The sequence below is a fragment of the Actinomadura physcomitrii genome, assembly GCF_008923205.2.
Classification (GTDB): Bacteria; Actinomycetota; Actinomycetes; order Streptosporangiales; family Streptosporangiaceae; genus Spirillospora; species Spirillospora physcomitrii.
Window position 1 is genome coordinate 227,179 of sequence record NZ_WBMS02000004.1, and the last position, 18,621, is coordinate 245,799.

Annotated in this window: 15 protein-coding genes and 1 pseudogene; 5 read left to right on the forward strand and 11 right to left on the reverse strand. The window is 73.1% G+C overall.

From position 1 onward, the window contains the following. Window positions 1-277: 277 nt before the first annotated feature. Window positions 278-2,731, reverse strand: a complete 2,454-nt coding sequence (locus F8568_RS07015; protein ID WP_151592606.1) for a bifunctional acetate--CoA ligase family protein/GNAT family N-acetyltransferase — start codon at window positions 2,729-2,731, stop codon at window positions 278-280. Window positions 2,732-2,896: 165 nt separating this feature from the next. On the opposite strand from F8568_RS07015, the gene F8568_RS07020 reads away from it, so the two are divergent. Further along, window positions 2,897-3,820: a carbohydrate kinase family protein gene (locus tag F8568_RS07020; protein ID WP_151592608.1), complete on the forward strand. Its 924-nt coding sequence runs from the start codon at window positions 2,897-2,899 to the stop codon at window positions 3,818-3,820. Window positions 3,821-3,984: 164 nt separating this feature from the next. On the opposite strand, the gene F8568_RS07025 is transcribed toward F8568_RS07020, so the two are convergent. Continuing rightward, window positions 3,985-5,022 (reverse strand): LysR family transcriptional regulator, encoded by a 1,038-nt coding sequence (locus tag F8568_RS07025; RefSeq protein WP_151592610.1) that lies wholly within the window; start codon window positions 5,020-5,022, stop codon window positions 3,985-3,987. A gap of 171 nt (window positions 5,023-5,193) precedes the next feature. Here F8568_RS07025 and F8568_RS07030 point away from each other — a divergent pair, with 171 nt between their 5' ends. After that, the gene (locus F8568_RS07030; protein WP_151592612.1) at window positions 5,194-5,400 is read left to right on the forward strand and encodes a hypothetical protein; all 207 of its coding nucleotides are present in this window, start codon (window positions 5,194-5,196) and stop codon (window positions 5,398-5,400) included. A gap of 430 nt (window positions 5,401-5,830) precedes the next feature. Beyond that, window positions 5,831-6,736 (forward strand): NADP-dependent oxidoreductase, encoded by a 906-nt coding sequence (locus tag F8568_RS07035; RefSeq protein ID WP_151592614.1) that lies wholly within the window; start codon window positions 5,831-5,833, stop codon window positions 6,734-6,736. A gap of 53 nt (window positions 6,737-6,789) precedes the next feature. Here F8568_RS07035 and F8568_RS07040 read toward each other — a convergent pair whose 3' ends face one another. Further along, window positions 6,790-8,883 (reverse strand): RecQ family ATP-dependent DNA helicase, encoded by a 2,094-nt coding sequence (locus F8568_RS07040; protein ID WP_151592616.1) that lies wholly within the window; start codon window positions 8,881-8,883, stop codon window positions 6,790-6,792. A gap of 126 nt (window positions 8,884-9,009) precedes the next feature. Between F8568_RS07040 and F8568_RS07045 the strand changes: the two genes are divergently transcribed. Then, the gene (locus F8568_RS07045) at window positions 9,010-10,404 is read left to right on the forward strand and encodes a threonine/serine exporter family protein (protein ID WP_236008477.1); all 1,395 of its coding nucleotides are present in this window, start codon (window positions 9,010-9,012) and stop codon (window positions 10,402-10,404) included. A 202-nt stretch (window positions 10,405-10,606) separates the two neighbouring features. Beyond that, window positions 10,607-10,945: a DUF6745 domain-containing protein gene (locus F8568_RS07050; protein ID WP_236008478.1), complete on the forward strand. Its 339-nt coding sequence runs from the start codon at window positions 10,607-10,609 to the stop codon at window positions 10,943-10,945. 119 nt (window positions 10,946-11,064) lie between these two features. Here the strand turns inward: F8568_RS07050 and F8568_RS07055 are convergent, their stop codons facing one another. The 8 genes and pseudogenes from F8568_RS07055 to F8568_RS07090 form a co-directional block, all read right to left on the reverse strand. After that, on the reverse strand, window positions 11,065-11,451 hold the full coding sequence (locus F8568_RS07055; RefSeq protein ID WP_328600761.1) for an ATP-binding protein: 387 nt from the start codon (window positions 11,449-11,451) through the stop codon (window positions 11,065-11,067). Window positions 11,452-11,720: 269 nt separating this feature from the next. Next, window positions 11,721-12,085: pseudogene (locus tag F8568_RS47875) on the reverse strand (hypothetical protein). Window positions 12,086-12,282: 197 nt separating this feature from the next. After that, entirely contained in the window at window positions 12,283-13,098 is an 816-nt protein-coding gene (locus F8568_RS07065; RefSeq protein WP_151592620.1) for a MetQ/NlpA family ABC transporter substrate-binding protein, read from the reverse strand. A 32-nt stretch (window positions 13,099-13,130) separates the two neighbouring features. Further along, the gene (locus F8568_RS07070) at window positions 13,131-13,787 is read right to left on the reverse strand and encodes a methionine ABC transporter permease (RefSeq protein ID WP_151592622.1); all 657 of its coding nucleotides are present in this window, start codon (window positions 13,785-13,787) and stop codon (window positions 13,131-13,133) included. Continuing rightward, a complete protein-coding gene (locus tag F8568_RS07075) occupies window positions 13,784-14,839 on the reverse strand; it encodes a methionine ABC transporter ATP-binding protein (RefSeq protein ID WP_151592624.1) in 1,056 nt (351 codons plus the stop codon). Before F8568_RS07075 ends, F8568_RS07070 begins: the two co-directional genes overlap by 4 nt. Before the next feature lie 661 nt (window positions 14,840-15,500). Then, a complete protein-coding gene (locus F8568_RS07080; protein ID WP_151592626.1) occupies window positions 15,501-16,364 on the reverse strand; it encodes a DUF4097 family beta strand repeat-containing protein in 864 nt (287 codons plus the stop codon). Then, window positions 16,361-17,008 (reverse strand): response regulator, encoded by a 648-nt coding sequence (locus tag F8568_RS07085; RefSeq protein ID WP_151592628.1) that lies wholly within the window; start codon window positions 17,006-17,008, stop codon window positions 16,361-16,363. The genes F8568_RS07080 and F8568_RS07085 overlap by 4 nt, the downstream gene beginning before the upstream one ends. Then, window positions 16,996-18,267 carry a sensor histidine kinase gene (locus F8568_RS07090; protein WP_151592630.1) on the reverse strand — a complete coding sequence of 424 codons (1,272 nt, stop codon included), beginning with the start codon at window positions 18,265-18,267 and terminating at the stop codon, window positions 16,996-16,998. The genes F8568_RS07085 and F8568_RS07090 overlap by 13 nt, the downstream gene beginning before the upstream one ends. Window positions 18,268-18,621: the final 354 nt, after the last annotated feature.

The following is an 18,621-nucleotide window of genomic DNA, read 5'->3' on the forward strand; positions in this document are numbered from 1 at the left end:
GGCCCCCGCACCGGAACCGCTGGTCCCGCCGACCGAGCCGCCCCCCGGCCCGATGCCGGGCCCCGGGCCCCAGCCGCCGCGGCCCATCCCGCCGGGGCCCGCGCCCGACCCCGTCCCGCCCGGTCCGCCGCCGGAGCCGACCCCGCCGGGACCGGCACCGCAGCCCACACCGCCCGCGCCGGACCCCGACCCGGTCCCGCCCGGCCCCGAGCCCGACCCGGTCCCGCCGACCCCGGCGCCGAGCCCGCCGCCGCCTCCGGGCCGAACCTAGAACGCCCTAGAACTGCCGGAGGCGCCGGGGGCCCAGCTCCGTGCGCGGCCCCAGCGGACGTTCCAGGCGGAGAGCGACGTCGCGCACCGCGACGCCGGACACGTCCGCCATGACCGGATTCAGCTCGAGCCGCGCCACCTCCGGCAGGTCGTACCCGAGCCGCGACACCCGCAGCAGCAGCTCCTCCAGCGCCGCGACGTCCACCGGCTGCGCGCCGCGATGGCCGAGCAGCAGCGGCGCCGTCCGGATCGCCCGGACCAGCTCCGCCGCCTCCACATCGGTGAGCGGACCCAGGCGGTAGGCGCGGTCGTCGAGGAGCGCGGCGGTCTCGTCGGCGAGGCCGAACGAGACGACGGCGCCGAACGACGGGTCCTCCATGGTCACGACCCGCGTCGGCACTCCCCCGGTCGCCGCGTCCCCGGAGATCGCGATGCCGTAGCAGCCGAGCAGCTCGGCGGCCTGCTCCGGCGTCCCCTCCACCGGGCCGCCCGAACCGAGCCAGTCCTCGACCAGAGCCCGCGCGCGCCTGCGGTCCGTCCCCTCCAGCTCCGGCAGGCGGCCCGGCGGCGTCCGCCGCCACTGCGCGTACCGGATCACGTAGGAAAGCGCCCGCACGGCGTCCTCCGGCGCGGCATAGGACGGCACCGACCCCTCCGCCGCCGTCCCGTCCGGCCCGGTGATCCGCAGATCGGCCGGCATGCCCTCCGACCCCAGGTACGTCGCGACGATCGGCTTGCTGCCGCCCGCCGCCAGCCGCAGGATCTCCTGCGGGACGCGCAGGTCGTAGCCGCCGATCGTGGGCGGGGTGAACAGCGCCACGATCGCGTCCACGGAGTCGTCGGCCAGCGCGCCCGCCAGCGCCGCCTCGTAGTCGTCGGCGTCCGCGCGCGGCCCGAGGTCGACGCGCGGGCGGACCTCCAGGCCCAGCGCGACCGCCGCGTCCTGCGCCAGCAGCCCCAGCGAGTCGGAGTTGTCGATGATCGCGATCCGGTCGCCGGACGGCAGCGGCTGGTAGGCCAGCAGCTGCGCCACGTCGAACAGCTCCGCCAGGTCCTCCACCCGGATCAGGCCCGCCTGCTGGAACAGCGCGCTCACCGCGTGGTCGGGCAGGGTCAGCGCGCGCGCCGCGTGCCCGATCGGGACGCCCTGCGTGCTGCGTCCGCTCTTCACCGCCACGATCGGCTTGCGGCGGCCCAGCCTCCGCGCCAGCCGCGCGAACTTGCGCGGATTCCCCAGCGACTCCAGGTAGAGGAGCACGGCCTTGGTCGCCGGATCCTCCTCCCAGTACTGCATGAGGTCGTTGCCCGACACGTCCGCCCGGTTCCCCGCCGACACGAACGTCGACAGCCCCAGACCGCGCTCCGCCGTCCGCTGCAGGATCGCGATGCCGAGCGCGCCCGACTGGGAGAAGAAGCCCACCGGGCCCCGGCCCGGCATCGTCGGCGCCAGCGTCGCGTTCAGCCGCACGTCCGGGTCCGTGTTGGCGATGCCCAGGCAGTTCGGCCCGACCACCCGCATCCCGTAGGCGCGGGCCAGCCGCACCAGCTCCTCCTGGTCCGCGCGTCCCTCCGGGCCCGTCTCACCGAACCCCGACGACACCACGACCAGGCCCCGGACGCCCTTCCCCGCGCACTGCTCCACGACCTCGCGGACCGCGTCCGCCCGCACCGCGACCACCGCCAGGTCCACGTCGTCCGGAATGTCCAGGACGGACGCGTAGGCCCGCACCCCCGCCACCGCCGTCGCCGTCGGATGCACCGGGTACACCGGCCCGCTGAAGTCCCCGCTCAGCAGGTTCCGCAGGACCGTCTGCCCCACGCTGTGCTCCGCCCGGCTCGCCCCGACCACCGCCACCGACTCCGGGAACAGCAGCCGCTGGATCGACCGCGACTCCGCCCGGTGCTCGCGCGCCGCCATCACCTCCACCGACGTCTCCGTCGGTTCCAGGTCGAGGACGAGCTCGATCACGCCCTCCTCGAACCGCTGCTCCGCCTGGTAGCCCGCCTCGCGGAACACCCGCGTCATCCGCCGGTTGTCGGGCAGCACGCTCGCCACGAACCGGAGCACGCCCCGCTCCCGCGCCGCCGCCGCGATGTGCTCCAGCAGCACCGCGCCCAGCCCGCGCCCCTGATGGGCGTCCTCCACCAGGAACGCGACCTCCGCCGTCTCCGGCCGGTCGCTCAGCATGTCGTACCGGACGACCGCGACCATCTCCTCGCCGATCGTGGCGATCAGCGCGACACGCCGGTCGTGGTCCACCCCGGTGAAGTGCTCGACCTCACGGTCCGTGAGGTACGGGCGCGGCGAGAAGAACCGGTAGTAGATCGACTCCGGCGACAGCCGCGCGTAGAAGACCCGCAGGAGATCGGCGTCCTCGCTCCGGATGGGCCGCAGATGCGCCGTCCCGCCGTCGCTCAGGACGACGTCGGCCTCCCACTGATCCGGATAACCCTCGGTCACGTACCGAGCGTAAGGCACGCGACGCCGGCGGCACCCCAGAGGAAAAACCCGCGTTCCCGGGTTTCGCTGCGCGTTCGAGACCTAATCGGGGGCCAAGAGCTGTTACGGTCGTTCCACGCCCTGAATGCCGCTCGCGCGGGCCGTGTTGATCGAGGTGATGACTCCATGACGCGCGTGGTCGTGGTCGGCGATCTCATGACAGACACCGTGGCTCGTGCCGCGTACCCTTTGGCGAAGGGCAGCGACACGCCCGCCGCCGTGACGACCCATGGAGGAGGCTCGGGCGCCAACGTCGCGTCCTGGCTCGCCCTGGAGGGGATCGAGGTCGCCTTCGTCGGCCGCCGCGGCTCCGACATCGCCGGCCGCAACCGGGACATGGAGCTGATGGGGTACGGCGTCGACGCCCGCCTCGTCATGGACCAGGAGCGCCCCACCGGGACGTGCGTGGTCATGGTCACCCACAAGGGCGACCGCACCATGCTGTCCGACCCGGGCGCCAACGCCGCCCTCCTCCCCGAGGACGTCGAGCGCTGCAAGGACCTGTTCTCGCAGGGCACCCACCTGCACATGTCCGGCTACTCGCTGATCAACGAGGGCTCGCGCAAGGCCGCCATCCACGCCCTCGAGCTCGCCCGGCAGGCGCAGATGTCGGTGTCGGTCGACGGCGGCTCCTCCTCCCCGCTCAAGCGGATGGGCGCCGAGCCGTTCCTGGAGTGGACGCAGGGCGCCCGGCTCCTGGTGGTCACCGCCAAGGAGGCCGAGATCCTCACCGGCCGCGACAACCCGGCCGCCGCCGCCAAGGTGCTCACCGCCTGGTACCCGCAGGTCGTCATCAAGGACGGCGCCGAGGGCGCGCTCTGGTACACCAACGGCCGCCCCGAGCCCGTCACGGTCTCCGCCGAACCGGTCGAGAAGGTCGTCGACGGCACCGGCGCGGGCGATGCGTTCATCGCCGGCTTCCTGCCGCCCTGGCTGGACGGCAAGCAGCCCGCCGACGCGCTCACCGCCGGCTGCCGCCTCGCCGCCCAGGCCACCCAGCACCTCGGCGCCCGCCCGTCCCTCGACGTCGTGGACAACCAGATCAAGTAAGGGCTGTGTCTGCCCAGGGGGACGACCCCCTGGAACCCCCGTCACGACGGACGGGCATGCCCGCGGCCGTGGCTAAGCTCTGGCCTTCCACACCGTTGCCCAACCGGCTCCCCGCACCGGCGCTCAGCCGGCTTTCCGCACCGGGGATCGGTCGGGGGTGGGGGTCAGGCTAGGGGGGTGTAGGTGCGGACGTCCTCGTGGACGGCGGCCCAGAGGCGGTTCAGGGGATGGCCTGCGTCGTATCGCTCCAGGTCGGCGCGGCGGACGAAGGCGCCCGTCATCAGCTCGGCCTTCGGCTCCAGGTCGTCGTGCAGGCCGATGGCGCGCAGCGGGACGGCGTCCGGATCGTCGCGGCCCGCCATGCCGCGTCCGATCGAGCCGGTGACGATCATGGAGCCGCGGACGAAGCCGGAGCGCAGCAGCGACAGCCCGTAGTGCACGTCGTCGATGTCGGCGACGACGTTCAGCCGGTCCCGGAACGCGGGGCCGTACCAGGTGGCCAGCAGGTCGGCGACCAGGCCGGCGGGCGGCAGCACGAGCGGGACGCGTCCGAGGCGGCTGGTGCGGACGGGCCCGTCCGGCAGCTCGCTCTCCGGCAGGTTGGTGAGCAGCAGCGCCTGCCCCCGCGCGTACTCGATGACCTCGTACTCCTTCAGCCGCCGGTCGCCCTCCGGCGTGCTGACGATGCTGCCGCACACCAGGTCGACCTGCTTGGTCTCCAGGCGGGACCACAGATCCTTGGTGCGGACGTGCGCGACCTTGAACTCGACCTCGCGCTGCCGGAACTCCTCCGACACCCGGGCCCAGGCGCGCGACACGATCGGGAGCGTGAACTCGGTCGTGCCGACCGTCAGCATCCGGCCGAGCCGGCGGCGGCTCCAGTGGATCGACTCCAGCCAGTTCTCGATGGTCGTCCGCGCCAGCTCCACCGTCGTCTCGCCGGTCGGAGTGAACAGGTAGTCCTTCCCGCGTCCCTGCCGGACGGTCAGCACCTCGCCGCACAGCGCCTGGCTGTTGCGGTTGAGGGTGTCCAGCTGCTTCTGGACGCTGGACTGCTCCCGCCCGAGCGCCCGTGCGGCGCGCAGCGCGGACCCCGTCTCGTGCACGACCAGCAGCGTGCGGAGCTGATCGAACGTGGCGTCCAGCAGGCCGGGCGGGCAGTCGAGGAGCGCGTCGAGGGTCGATGACACGGAGTGGGACATTACTACCTGCTCCTTCGTCCCGCTGAAATGGCCGTCCGTGCATTTGAGCGGGAAATGATGACATTTCCTGCTCAACTTATCTCAAGATGTTCTCTCAAACAGCTGGACAGGGTTTTCTAACCTCTAGAACACTTTCTTCCCGTCGCCACCCGTACCCGAGGAAGCAGATCCGTGACGCCGACCGCCCCCGCGCCCCCTGTCCCGTCGTCCGACGGCGGGCCGCCGGAGAAGATCGCCGTGCCGGTGCTGCCTTCCGCCGCCCCGCCGCAGCCTGGCGACCTGCTCGTCTACTCGGGCGTGCGGGACGAGCCCGCCGGACGGCGCGCCCACCGGCCTGGCCCTCCGGGCGGCGACCCCGGCCTGGGAGCACTCCCCTAGGCCGCCTCGACCCCGGTTCGCCGCGGCTCTTCTCCGCCGCGGCGCCCGGACCGGTCACCGGTCCGTGCGCGGGGCCGCGCGCACGGGCCGGTCCACCGCTCCGCCCGCGCCTACAGGGGCGCGCGGGCGGCTCCTCGCGGTCCCGGCCGGGCCGGACCTCACCACCCCGCAGGCCCGGCCGACCGGGAGAAAGCTCGCGCGGCAGCACCCGAGAAGATCGCGGCCCCACCAGCCCAGTGACATTTCAGGTCGCGGCCCCCGCTTCGTCGCTGAGACGCGGCGCCCACACATGCGCTCGGGTTTGGCGGTTTCGTGGGTGGGGCCGGTGGCCGGTGGGGAACAGAGGACGTGTCGTCCGGCTTTCCCATCTACGCCGGCCGGTGAGCGTCCCGCTCCGGGCGCGCTCATATGTCCTGAGGAGAGAGCCGCCATGCGTGCTGCCATATTCGCCGAGTACGGCGACCCGTCCGTTTTGAAGGTGGTGGAGACCGGCCTGCCCGAGCCCGGGCTCGGTCAGGTTCGGGTGGCCGTCCGCGCCGCCGGGGTGAACCCGATCGACGTCAAGGTGCGCTCGGGGTCCATGTCGGGCGGCAGGCCGCCGACGAGGCCGCGGTCCCTGGGGTCGGAGGTTTCCGGGGTCGTGGACGCCGTGGGCGACGGGGTCGCGGACGTGGCGGTGGGCGACGCGGTCGCGGGGTGGCCGGTCGGCGGCGGGTACGCCGAGTACGCCCTGATGTCGGTGTACGCGGCGAAGCCGGACGCACTGACCTGGAAGCAGGCCGCGGTGCTTCCCGTGGCGGGCGAGGCCGCGCTGCGCTCGCTGCGCTCGCTCAGGCCCGGACGCGGAGAGACCCTGCTGATCAACGGCGCGTCCGGGGCGGTGGGCGCCCTCGCGACGCAGATCGCCATGGGCGATGGCGTCACCGTCATCGGCACGGCGGGTGCGGCGAACCTGGACCGGGTGCGGGCCCTGGGGGCGGCCGCCACCGTGTACGGCCCGGGCCTGGCCGGCCGGGTCCGCGAGCTGGCGCCGCAGGGCGTGGACGCCGTGCTGGACGCGGCCGGGCACGGAGCGCTTCCGGACGCGATCGCGTTGCGCGGCGGCGTGGACCGCGTCGTGACGATCGCCGACCCCGCCGCCTTCGAGCTGGGCGTCCCGTTCCTGTCGGGCGGCTCGAAGGACCAGACGGCGGAGGTGCTGCGCACGCTGCTGGAAGCGGCGGCGCAGGGGCGGATCACTCCGCCCGCCGCGCACGGTATGGCGCTCGATCAGGTGGTGCAGGCGCACGAGCAGGTGGAGAAGGGCGGAGCGGGGAAGATCGTGCTCCTCCCCTGAGACGGTTCCCTTCGGGGACCGTGCCCGCCGCTGTCCGCGGCTGGGCGGCCGGGTCAGTTGGGGGTGGCCAGGGTGAGCGGGAGGATCGCCTGGGCGCCCGCCTCTCTCAGCAGGCGGGCGGCGACGGTCATGGTCCATCCGGTCTCGATTCGGTCGTCGATCACGAGCAGGGGCCCCGCCGCCTCCTTGGCGGCGATGGCGACGGGGTCGGGGAGCATCAGCGCGGCCCAGACCGAGCGGAGGCGCTGGGCGCTGTTGTGCCGGCGCGGGACGGGCTCTCCCACGGGGGCCAGTTCGCCCAGGTAGGGCAGGCGGCCGATCTCGGAGATGCGGTGGCCGAAGGTGGTGACGAGACGGGGCCGCGAGCGCGATCCGATCGTCACGACGCCGGTCGGCCGGGCGGGCCAGTCCCACGCGGCGAGCACCTTGACGACGGCGTCGACCATGTCGGCCGGGACGTCGGTGTCGCCGCCGGCGAACAGCTCGCGGAGCCGGTTGCCCCAGCCGATGTCGGTGAGGCGGCCGAGGGCGCGTCCCGTCTCGGCCTGCAGGTCCGGCTTGATACGGCCGGAGACGCCGAGGTCGTCCTTGACACCGGTGGGCCACATGCGGCGCGGCGCGATGTCGACCCCGGGCCGGTGCAGGCGGTCACGGGCCTGGGTGGCGCCCTCGGCGGTGACGTCGGCGGGCCAGTGCTCGCCCGTGCAGTTGTCGCAGCGTCCGCAGGGAGCCGCGGCGGGATCGTCCAGCTGCCTGCGCAGGAACTCCTCGCGACAGGCCTCCGTCACGATGTAGTCGAGCATCGCCTGCTGCTCGCGGCGGCGTTCGGCCGTGACGCGCTCGTAGCGCTCGCGGTCATAGGCCCACGGGGCGCCCGTGGACGTCCAGCCGCCCTTGACGCGGCGGACCGCGCCGTCGACGTCGAGGACCTTCAGCATCATCTCCAGGCGGTTGCGGCTCAGGTCGACCTGCGGTTCCAGCGCGCCGGTCGACAGCGGCCGGCCGGCGGCGTCCAGAACATCGAGGGTGGCGCGGACGACGGGTTCGGGCGGGAACGCGAGACCGGCGAAGTAGGCCCAGATCTCGCGGTCCTCGCGGCCGGGCAGCAGGATCACCTCGGCGCGGTCGACGCCGCGCCCGGCGCGCCCGATCTGCTGGTAGTAGGCGACCGGGGACTGCGGGGCGCCGACGTGGACGATGAAGCCGAGGTCGGGTTTGTCGAAGCCCATTCCGAGGGCGCTGGTGGCGACGAGCGCCTTCAGCCGGTTGGCCTGCAGGTCCTGTTCGGCCTGCAGCCGCTCGGCGGGCTCGGTCTGGCCGGTGTAGACGGCGACCTCGTGGCCGCGGTCGCGGAGGTAGCCGGTGATCTCGTGGGCGGCGGCGACGGTGAGGGTGTAGATGATGCCCGAGCCCGGCAGCGACGCGAGGTGCTCGCCGAGCCAGGCGATGCGCTGCTCGGCGGTCGGCACGGCGACGACGGCCAGGCGGAGCGAGTCGCGTTCGAGCGGCCCCCGCAGCACCAGGGCGTCGTCGCCGGCGAGCTGCTCGGCGACGTCCTGGGTGACGCGGGCGTTGGCGGTGGCGGTGGTGGCGAGGACGGGGATGCCCGGCGGGAGCTCGGCGAGCAGGGTGCGCAGCCGGCGGTAGTCGGGGCGGAAGTCGTGCCCCCAGTCGGAGATGCAGTGCGCCTCGTCGACCACGACGAGGCCCGCGCCGGCGGCCAGCCGCGGCAGCACCAGGTCGCGGAAGTCGGGGTTGTTGAGCCGTTCGGGGCTGACCAGCAGGACGTCGACCTCGCCGGCCTCGACCTCGGCGAAGATCCGCTGCCAGTCCTCGGTGTTGGCGGAGTTGATCGTGCGGGCGTGGATGCCGGCCCGGTCGGCGGCCTCGATCTGGTTGCGCATCAGCGCCAGCAGCGGTGAGACGATCACGGTGGGGCCGGCGCCCCGCTCGCGCAGCAGCCGCGTCGCCACGAAGTAGACGGCGGACTTGCCCCACCCGGTGCGCTGGACGACGAGGGCGCGGCGCCGGTCGACGACGAGGGCGCGGATGGCCGTCCACTGGTCGTCGCGGAGCCGGGCGTGCTCTCCGGCGAGGGCGCGCAGGCACCGCTCGGCATCGTCGCGGAGTCCGTCGGGAGTGCTCATGCCCCCTTTGGTACCAGCGGCGGGAGAGCGGTCGCACCAGAACCTCATTCTGTGGATAACCCCCGCCGCCGACCCACCGGTGACGGTCAGTGCTCCCATGGGTAGCCTGCGTGGAAGATCGGTTTCTTGGCGGAAGGACACCGGCGGCGGATGGGCGCGGCGGAACGCTTGCGGCGGACGTGGCATGTCCTGTGGGACGGCTCGCCGCCGGAGCCCCCCGAGGACGAGCCGAGCGAGGTCGTCGATCCGCGCGCCGTCGATCTCGTCCTGCGCGTCGGCGAGCTCCTTCTGGCCAGCGGCGAGACCACCGAGCGCGTGAACGAGGCGATGCTGGGCCTCGCGGTCGCCTACGAACTCCCGCGCTGCGAGGTCCAGGTGACGCTCACCAGCATCCTGGTGTCCGCCCATCCGGGCAAGGGCGCGCCACCGGTGACGGGGTCGCGGGCCATCCGCCGCCGTACGCCCGCCTACTGGCGCCTCACCGGGCTGCACGCCCTCGTACAACAGGCGTCCATCGGAATGCTGGAGCTGGACGAGGCGCACAAGCAGCTCGCGGAGATGAAACGGGGGCGCGGCCCGTACCCGCCGTGGCTCATCGTCGCGTCGCTGGGGCTGATCGCCGCCTCGGCCAGTGTCCTGTCGGGCGGTGGTCCGCTGGTCGCGGGCACGGCGTTCGTCGCCACCCTGCTGGGGGACCGGACCGCCGCCGCCCTCGCGCGCCGCGGCATCGCGGAGTTCTTCCAGCTGACGGTGGCCGCCGCCATCGGCGCCTCGGGGGCCGCCATCGTCGTCGCGGCGGGCAACCCGGAGCGCGCCTCGACGATCGTCACCGGCGCGATCCTCGCGCTGCTGCCGGGGCGGCCCCTGGTGGCCAGCATCCAGGACGGCATCACGGGCGATCTCGTCAGCGCGGCCGCGCGCGGGCTCGAGGTCTTCTTCATGATCGCGGCCATCGTCGCGGGGCTCGGCGCGGTGGTGTACGTCGCGGTGAACCTCGACGTGCCGATCGACGTGAGCCACCTGCCCACGGCGCCGGCGACGCTGAAGCCCGTCCCGCTGATCGCCGCCGCCGCCGTGTCGGTGACGTTCGCGGTCTCGCTGGCCGCGCCGCGGGACGTGCTCCTGGCATCCGCCCTCGGCGGCGCGCTGATCTGGACGATCTACGTGCTCCTCCGGGGGTGGAACGTTCCGCCCGTGCTGGCCTCGGCGATGGCGGCGATCGTCGTCGGTGTGCTGGCGAACTGGCTGGCCCGGCGCCACGGGGCGCCCGTGATGCCGTACCTGGTGCCGGCCATCGGCCCGCTGCTGCCGGGGACGGCGCTCTACCGTGGCATGGTCGAGCTGAACACCGGTTCCCCGCAGTCGGGTGTGCTGAGCCTCATCGGCGCCCTGTCCGTGGCGCTCGCGCTGGGCGCCGGCGTCAACCTCGGTGGCGAGTTCGTGCGCGCGTTCCAGCACGTCGGGCTCTCGGCGGGCGGACGGTGGGCGCGTCCGGCGGCCCGCCGTACGCGGGGCTTCTGACCGACCGCCGTTCCACGCCCCCCGAAACTGTCGGTGGCGGACGTTACGTTCGCGGCATGTACCGACAGGGAGACATCCTGATCCTGCCCGTGCCGGAGGACGAAGTACCGCAGTCCGTGCGGGACCTGCCGCCGTCCCCGAGGGACGGCCGGGGGCGCATGGTGCTGGCGCTCGGCGAGGCCACCGGCCACGCTCACGCGCTGTGGCCTCGCTCACCGGCCTCACCGCCGACCGCATCTCCGCCGAGGGGAACGCGGAGCTGCGCCGGGTCATGCTGGAGATCTTCGGCTACGACCGGTACCTGGCGGAGACGGGCGCGCGGCCCCTGCACCAGGACGAGACCGGCGTGCTGTGGTCCATCGACCTGCCCGGGGACGAGCCGGTCGTCATGGTGGAGGTGGTCAACTCCACCCCCGAACCCGACGGCACGCACCGCACCTACTACCTGCGGGTCCCGCCGTCCACGCGCACCGCGCGCGCGGGCGTCGCGTGGACGTTCGGCGTCGACGAGGCCGACTACCGCCCGCAGAAGCAGACATGAGCCCCCGGACGGCGGTCCATAGCGCGCCCGCGCCGTCCTTCCTCGTGGCGGGAGCCCCTTGGTAGCACTTCCCCAATTACCAAGGGGCGCCCGCCCGCTCCCGCGCGGCGCTCACGGGGTCACGGGGTCGCGGCCTGCGCCCAGGTCACCTTCCCCTCACCGGTGGGCCGCCAGCCCCAGGAGCGGGACAGGGCGCCGACGAGGAACAGCCCGCGGCCGCTTTCGGCCTGCATGTCGTGCGGGGGCTCGACGGGTCCCTCGGGGTTGTCGTCCCATACCTCCACCATGGCCGTCTTGTCGTCGGGCAGGTACAGCACGAGGGTGACGGTGTCGGCGTGGCGGAGCGCGTTGGTGACCAGTTCGCTGGTGATGAGTTCGACGTCGCCCGTGGTGTCCGGGCGGTCCCACCCCTCCAGCGCGGCGCGGACGACGTCGCGCGCGGCGCGCACCGAAGTGTCCGCCGACCTCAGCGCGAGGACGAAGTGGGGGCGTTCGAGATAGTCCACGGCATCGCCTAACGGTCGCCTGCTATCGACAGCATGCGCCCTCCAGGGCGGTCGTGCACGGGATCCGCTCCCTCTGTCATGACCGTCCGCGCGGCTCGACCGCCGCCTGATTCTTTCACTGTTAGCAGTCATTCGGCTCCGTGTGGTGACCATGCGGGAACATCCACAGCGTGGCGCCATGAACGGAGAATTGCAAGGCGGCCGCGAACGCCCGTCTCACCCGCCATCTGACGGCGGCGGGCAGGTCGCAGAGGTGGGTCACCTTCCGGTTACATCTCGCCCAGCAAGGCAGGGATGCGTTCCAGGACGCCTCCGGCGAAGGTGTCGTGGAGGCCGAGCGGCTCAAGATGGACGTAACCGATGCGACAGTCGCACCTGTCCAGCGGGCAAGGGCGCGGGGCGAGGGCGTCGCGGAACGAGCCGTCGTAGAGGTTTCCCAGGACGGCCGGGACGAAGTGGCAGCGGCGGACACGCCGTGCTCCTGCTCGGCCACCCAGGCGGTGAAGCGCTCGAGGGCTGCGCGGTCGGCACGCAGTTGCTCCGGTGTGTCGCGCCGTTTGGCGAACGGGCAGTAAGGGCAGTCGTAATCGCAGCTGGCGAGCGGCCCTCGATAGAGGATCGTGAGGTGCCGCATCAGCGCCCTCGTAGGAGGCCATCAGTTCCCTCACGCGTCGGGAAAACAGTCCGGGCCCGATGGCGTCGGAATGGGCGAGCTCCTCGGGCGTCAGCCAGAGAGCCGTTCCCGTGGCCTCCAGCCAGCAGAGGTCATCGAACGGCGCCGGTGCTTTCGCCGCACCGCCGCGTCGGGGCGATCCGGGCGTTTCCAGGCCGCTAGGACGCCATCAGCACTGAGCCCTTGTACTTGTCCTGCACGTACTTGCGCACCTCAGGGCCGCGCAGGAGCTGGACGAGCTTCTTCACGCGCGGGTCGTCCGCGTTCTCCGGCAGCGTGACGATGCCGTTCGCGTAGGGGTTGCCCGCCGCCTTCTCCGCAACGAGCGCGTCCTTGGCCGGCGACAGGTTCGCCTCCAGCGCGTAGTTGCCGTTGATGACCGCCGCGTCGACGTCGTCCAGCGAGCGCGGCAGCTGCGCGGCCTTCAGCGGCTTGAACTTCAGGTGCTTGGGGTTGCTCGCGACGTCCTTCTCGGTGGCGCTCGTAGGCGCGCCCGGCCTCAGCGTCAGCAGGCCGTTGTCGGCGAGCAGCTTCAGGGAGCGTCCCTCGTTCGCCGGGTCGTTCGGCACCGCCACGGTCGCGTTCTGCGGGATCGCCTGAAGGCTCTTCACCTTGCTGGAGTAAACGCCGAGCGGCTCAAGGTGCACCGGCGCGACGAACGTCAGCTTGGTCCCCGACTTCTTCTCGTACTCCTCCATGAAGGGCACGTGCTGGAAGTAGTTGGCGGTGACCTGCTTCTCCTTCAGCGCGGTGTTCGGCTGCTGGTAGTCGTCGAAGGTCACGATGTCGAGCTTCAGCCCGGCCTTGGACGCCAGATTGTCCTTGACGTACTTCAGGATGTCGCCGTGCGGGACGGGGTTGACCGCGACCTTCAGCGGAGCGTCCGGGTCGTCGGACGCCCCGGAGGAACCGCAGGCCGCCAGGCCCGCGACGAGGCCCACGGAGGCGAGAGCGATGGTGATCTTGCGAAGCACGAAGAGTGCCTTTCTGTGCGGTGAGGGCGGTGTCACTTGTGGGACAGGCGGCGGGCGACGAGGTCCCCCACGGCCTGGATGATCAGGACGAGGACGACGAGCAGCAGCACGGTCGCGACCATGACCTTCGTCTCGAAGCGCTCGTAGCCGTAGGTGACGGCGAGGTTCCCGAGCCCGCCGCCGCCGACCGTGCCGGCCATGGCGGTGTAGCCGATCAGTGCGATCACGGTGACGGTCAGCCCCGACACCAGGCCGGGCCGGGCCTCGCGCAGCAGCACCTTGCCGACGATCTCGCGGCGGGTCGCGCCCATCGCGTCCGCCGCCGCGACCACGCCGGGGTCGACCTCGCGCAGCGCGATCTCCACGAGCCGCGCGTAGAACGGGATGGCGCCGACGGTCAGCGGCACGATCGCGGCGGCGTTGCCGATGCTGGTGCCCACCACGATCCGGGTGAACGGGGTGATCGCCACCATCAGGATCAGGAACGGCAGCGACCGGCCGATGTTCACGACCGCGCCGAGAACCTTGTTGACCGGCGGCGCGGGCAGCAGGCCGCCGCGTTCGGTGACCACCAGCAGCACGCCGAACAGCAGCCCGAGCACGGCGGTGAACAGCGTCGCGACCCCGGTCATGTAGAGGGTCTCCCGGGTGGCCGGCCACAGCAGCGGCATGACCTCGTCCCAGCTCATCGGGCCTCCTCCTCGGCGGGCGCGGTGAGGGCATCGGTGTTCGGGGCGCCGGGGGCGGCGGCGGTCGCGCGCGTCCGCACCTCGACGGCGAGGCCGGACTCGCGCAGGAACGCCAGCTGCGCGGCGTTCGCCGACGGATCGCCCGGCAGCTCGAGCTGGAGCCGCCCGACCCGCTCGCCGCCGACCGTCTCGACGGCGCCGCCGAGGATGTTGACGTCCAGCGAGTACTTGCGGGCCAGCGCCGACACGAACGGCCGGCCGTTCGCCCCGCCCACGAAGGTGACCTCGACGAGCGTCGTGCCGTCGCGGGGTTCGGCCGCCGGCAGCGGGAAGAGCCCGCGCGCCAGCTCCGACCCGGGACGCGCCAGCAGCTCCGTCACCGGCCCCTGCTCGGTGAACCGGCCGTCGCGCATCACCGCGGCCGAGTCGCAGATCCGCTTGACCACGTCCATCTCATGAGTGATCAGCAGGACGGTGAGCCCGAGGCGGCGGTTCAGGTCGCGCAGCAGCTCCAGGATCGACGCGGTGGTCTCCGGGTCGAGCGCGGAGGTCGCCTCGTCCGACAGCAGCACCTTGGGTCGCCCCGCGAGCGCCCGCGCGATGCCGACGCGCTGCTTCTGCCCGCCCGAGATCTGCGCCGGGTAGGCCTTCGCGTGCCCGGTGAGCCCGACCAGGTCCAGCAGCTCGGCGACCCGCGCGGCGCGCTCGCCGCGCGGAACGCCCATGACCTCCAGCGGGAACGCGACGTTGCCGGCCACCGTGCGGGAGCCGAGCAGGCCGAAGTGCTGGTGGATCATCCCGATGCCCTGGCGGGCGCGGCGCAGCTCGGTCCCCCGCAGCGCGAGCAGGTCGCGCCCGCCGATCACGACGCGGCCCTCGTCCGGACGGTCCAGCAGGTTCACGCAGCGCAGCAGGGTGCTCTTGCCCGCACCGCTCGGGCCGAGCACGCCGAAGACCTCGCCTTCGCGGACGGTCACGTCGACGCCGTCGACGGCGGTCACCTCGCGCCCGCGGGCGCGGTGCACCTTCCTGAGTTTTTCGATCTGAATCACAGAGAATCATCCGTGCGAACGGGCGCCGCCCTGGTCAGGGACGGTGCGGGAGTGGACGGGGCGGCTCTGAGACACACCCGATCAGGCCGAGACGGCAGAAGTGCGGTCGGTCACGCCGACGACCGGCGCCGGCGGTTATCCACAGAACGCGGTTCCACTTCCGTGTCCGGGACGGCCGGCCGACGATGTCCTCGACGGGTCCGGCCGGGGCGGCCGGGTCCGGTGGAGGCGGCTCGCGCTCGATCGGGCGCGCGGCCGGTCAGGTCCGACCGGGGGGATACGGGGCGTGGCTCAGCAGATGGCGTTGGAAGTTCATGCGCGACTCGGGTCTCGGAGTTCGCTCGCTTCGGGGCGCGAGGCTCAGGCAGGGGCCCTCAGCGGTCACACATTCGCCGGCAGCACGTACGCCGCATGGCCCGCGGGTTCAGCGGGCCGCGCTCACGGCACGGGCGTACGAAGCTCATGTCAGCAGTCAACCAACCAACGACAAATGGCGCAAATCGCGCCGCGCCGGCGAACCAGCCGGTCAGCCGCCTGCGACCCTGCCAGAGGACGACGCGCCCTGGGGCGGCACGACCCGCCGCCCCGTGCCCGGCGTCCCCGGTTGCCGTCCGGCGAGCGCGCGGACAAGCGCGCACGCTGCGGCGTCGCGGCCACCGGGTCAGTCGTCGCGGTAGTCGACGTACGACGAGCCGGACCCGCTGCGGACCGATATCAGCCGATCCGACCGCTCGTCGGCGAGCGCCGGGTTGAGATGCGTATCACCCGAGCCGGTCCAGCCCTGGATCCGGTAGTGCGAACCCGCGGGCACGATGATCTTCACGGAGCCCGCGCCGGCCGACACGTCCACGGTCCGCGGCGGCTCGGCGTAGCGGAGGTCGAGCTCGCCGGAGCCCACGTTCGCCCGGGTGCCGGAGGAGGCCAGCCCGGTGCCGCGGATCGTCCCCGAACCGGCCCGCGCCCGCAGCGCGCCGCGCGAGCCGGCCACGCTGATCTCCCCCGACCCGGTCCGCAGGTCCAGGTCGCCGTTCACCCCGCGCACGGTGATCTTCCCCGAGTCCGACGCCGCCGACACCCGCACGCCGGCCGGCACCTGCACGTCGATGTCGGCGCCGCACTCCCAGTCGCCGTACAGCGGTGCAGCGCCGGGGCACCGCGCCGCGATGGACAGCACGTCACCATGCAGCGACTCCGTCACCACCGGTCTGCGCAGCACCCACTTCAGCCGCTTGTAGACGCGCGCCTGACCGTCCGGGCCCGTCCCGATCGACACCTCGGCGCTTCCGGCCTCGACCCGGAGCTCCTTGATCGAGTGCCGGTACGGGGTGATGTGCTCCACGGTCCGCCGCATCGCCCGTCCGCCCAGCCCCAGGCAGAGGGGGACGACCACGATGGCGGCGGTGGCGGCCGCGAGGAAGATCCACACACCGCGTCGCCGCGGCCGATCACCGGCGGCGTCGTCCCGCGCGGTGGCCCGCGACCCGGCGGTCGGCGACGCGGTGCCGCGGGCCCCTGTGCCGGTCATGTCTCCCCGTCCAGGAAGCGCAGCACGGCCAGCACGCGGCGGTGGTCGCCTTCGGCGTGCGGAAGGTCGAGCTTGGCGAAGATGCCGTTGATGTGCTTGGCGACGGCGCTCTCGCTCACCACGAGGGCCGCGGCGATCCCCGCGTTCGAGCGGCCCTCCGCCATCAGCGCCAGGACCTCCTTCTCGCGGGGAGTCAGCCGGTCGAGGGGGTCGCGATGACGGCGCAGGAGCAGCTGCGAGACGACCTCCGGGTCCAGGGCGGTGCCGCCCGCGGCCACCCGGCGCAGTGCGTCCAGGAACACCGACACGTCCGCGACCCGGTCCTTCAGCAGGTATCCGATGCCGCTGGTGCTGGTCGACAGCAGGTCCGCCGCGTACCGCTCCTCGACGTACTGCGACAGCAGCAGGACGGCGACCTCGGGCGTCTCCCGCCGCATCACCAGCGCGGCGCGCACGCCCTCGTCGGTGAAGCCCGGCGGCATCCGCACGTCGACGATCGCGGCGTCCGGACGGTGCTCGCGCACGGCCGCCAGCAGGCCCTCCGCCTCGCCGACCGCCGCCGCCACCTCGAACCCCGAGGTCTCCAGCAGCTTGATCAGCCCGGCTCGCAGCAGGACCGAGTCCTCGGCGATCACAATGCGCACGGCAACTCCACGGTGACGGTCGTCGGCCCCCCGGCGGGACTGACGATCCGGAACGTACCGTCCACCGACCGGACCCGGCGCGCGAGCCCGGTCAGGCCCGTCCCCCGGGACGGGTCCGCGCCGCCCGCGCCGTCGTCGGCGACGGTCAGGCGCAGCCGTTCGCCCTCCCGGATCGCCGCGACGTCCACCGCGGTGGCCCTGGCGTGCTTGACGACGTTGGTGAGCGCCTCGGAGACGACGAAGTACGCGACCGCCTCGACGGTGGACGAGGCACGCGGCTCCACCTCGACGCGCAGCCGGACCTCCAGCGGCACCCGGGCCGCGATGCCGGACAGCGCGGCGTCCAGGCCCCGGTCCTCCAGCACCGCCGGATGCAGCCCGCGGATCAGGTCGCGCAGCTCGGTCAGCGCCTCCTTGGCCTCCTCGTGCGCCTCGACGATCACCCGCATGGCCTCGTCCGGCACGCCGGTGAGGGTCGCGCGGGCCAGCCCGAGGTTCAGCGCGAGCGAGACGAGCCGCTGCTGCGCGCCGTCGTGCAGGTCGCGCTCGATGCGGCGGCGTTCGATGTCGGCGGCGTCCACGACACTGGCACGCTTCTCGACCAGGTCCTCGACCCGCCGCTCCAGCTCCGCGGCACGGTCCGGGCCGAGCAGCGCGACCGCCGCGCGGACGTCCAGGCGGCGAACTCCGGCGGCGACCCACGGTGCCGCGATCAGCAGCAGGACGCCGACGACCGACAGGACTCCGGCACGGACGGCGTGTCCCTTGTCCACCGAGCTCAGCGGGCTCGTGCCGGGCAGCGCCCAGGAGTACGCGCCGGTGCAGGCGAGGATCACGCCGCCGGCCCAAGCGCCGATCGTGCCCAGTCCTCCGATCGCCACGAGGGGCCCGACGATCAGGTGGTACCGCAGCACCCGCCACACCTCCGGCTTGCGGAGCCCGCGCAGCACCTCCCATGCGCGGCCGTCGTCGAAGCCCGGCATGGGCGGGATGCGCAGCCCCAGCATCGCCCAGCAGCGTTCCCGCTGCCAGCGCGTCAGCGGGCGCAGCACCAGCAGGGTCACCGCGCACGACCCCGCCAGCACCAGCATGATCGGCGTTACGTTCACCGGCGTCCAGAAGGGCCAGACCGACCCCAGGACGGCCCAGCCGGCGAACTGCAGCGGCACCCCGGAGGCGACGAAGGTGGTGTCCCGCCACGCCGCCGGTGACCACGGAGCGTGCGCCAGGGCATGCCGGGCCGCGGGGATGGATGCCATGGACGCAACGGTATTGCCCCAGTTGGGGCGTCGCCATGGAGTGAACTTCCGGCCCCGGGGTGAACCTAGTGCCACCCCAGGTCGGATATGCACGCTACTGATCGTGGAACGGCGCGCGGCCAGGCTTGATCTGGCACCCGGTAAGCGGTGCGAGATCACCAGGGAGTCCAGTCATGGTCGCGAACACCGTCCCCTTCACCATCCCCGCCCACCGCCCTCGCCCACGCCTCCGGCTCCCGGTCTGGAGGACCGTCCCCTACCCCTCAAGGCCCCGGCCGGCTGCGCGTGCTCTCCGAGCGCCCCATGTCCCGGCCTCCCCCGCGGCCACGACCCACGCCGCAGCTTCCGGCACCG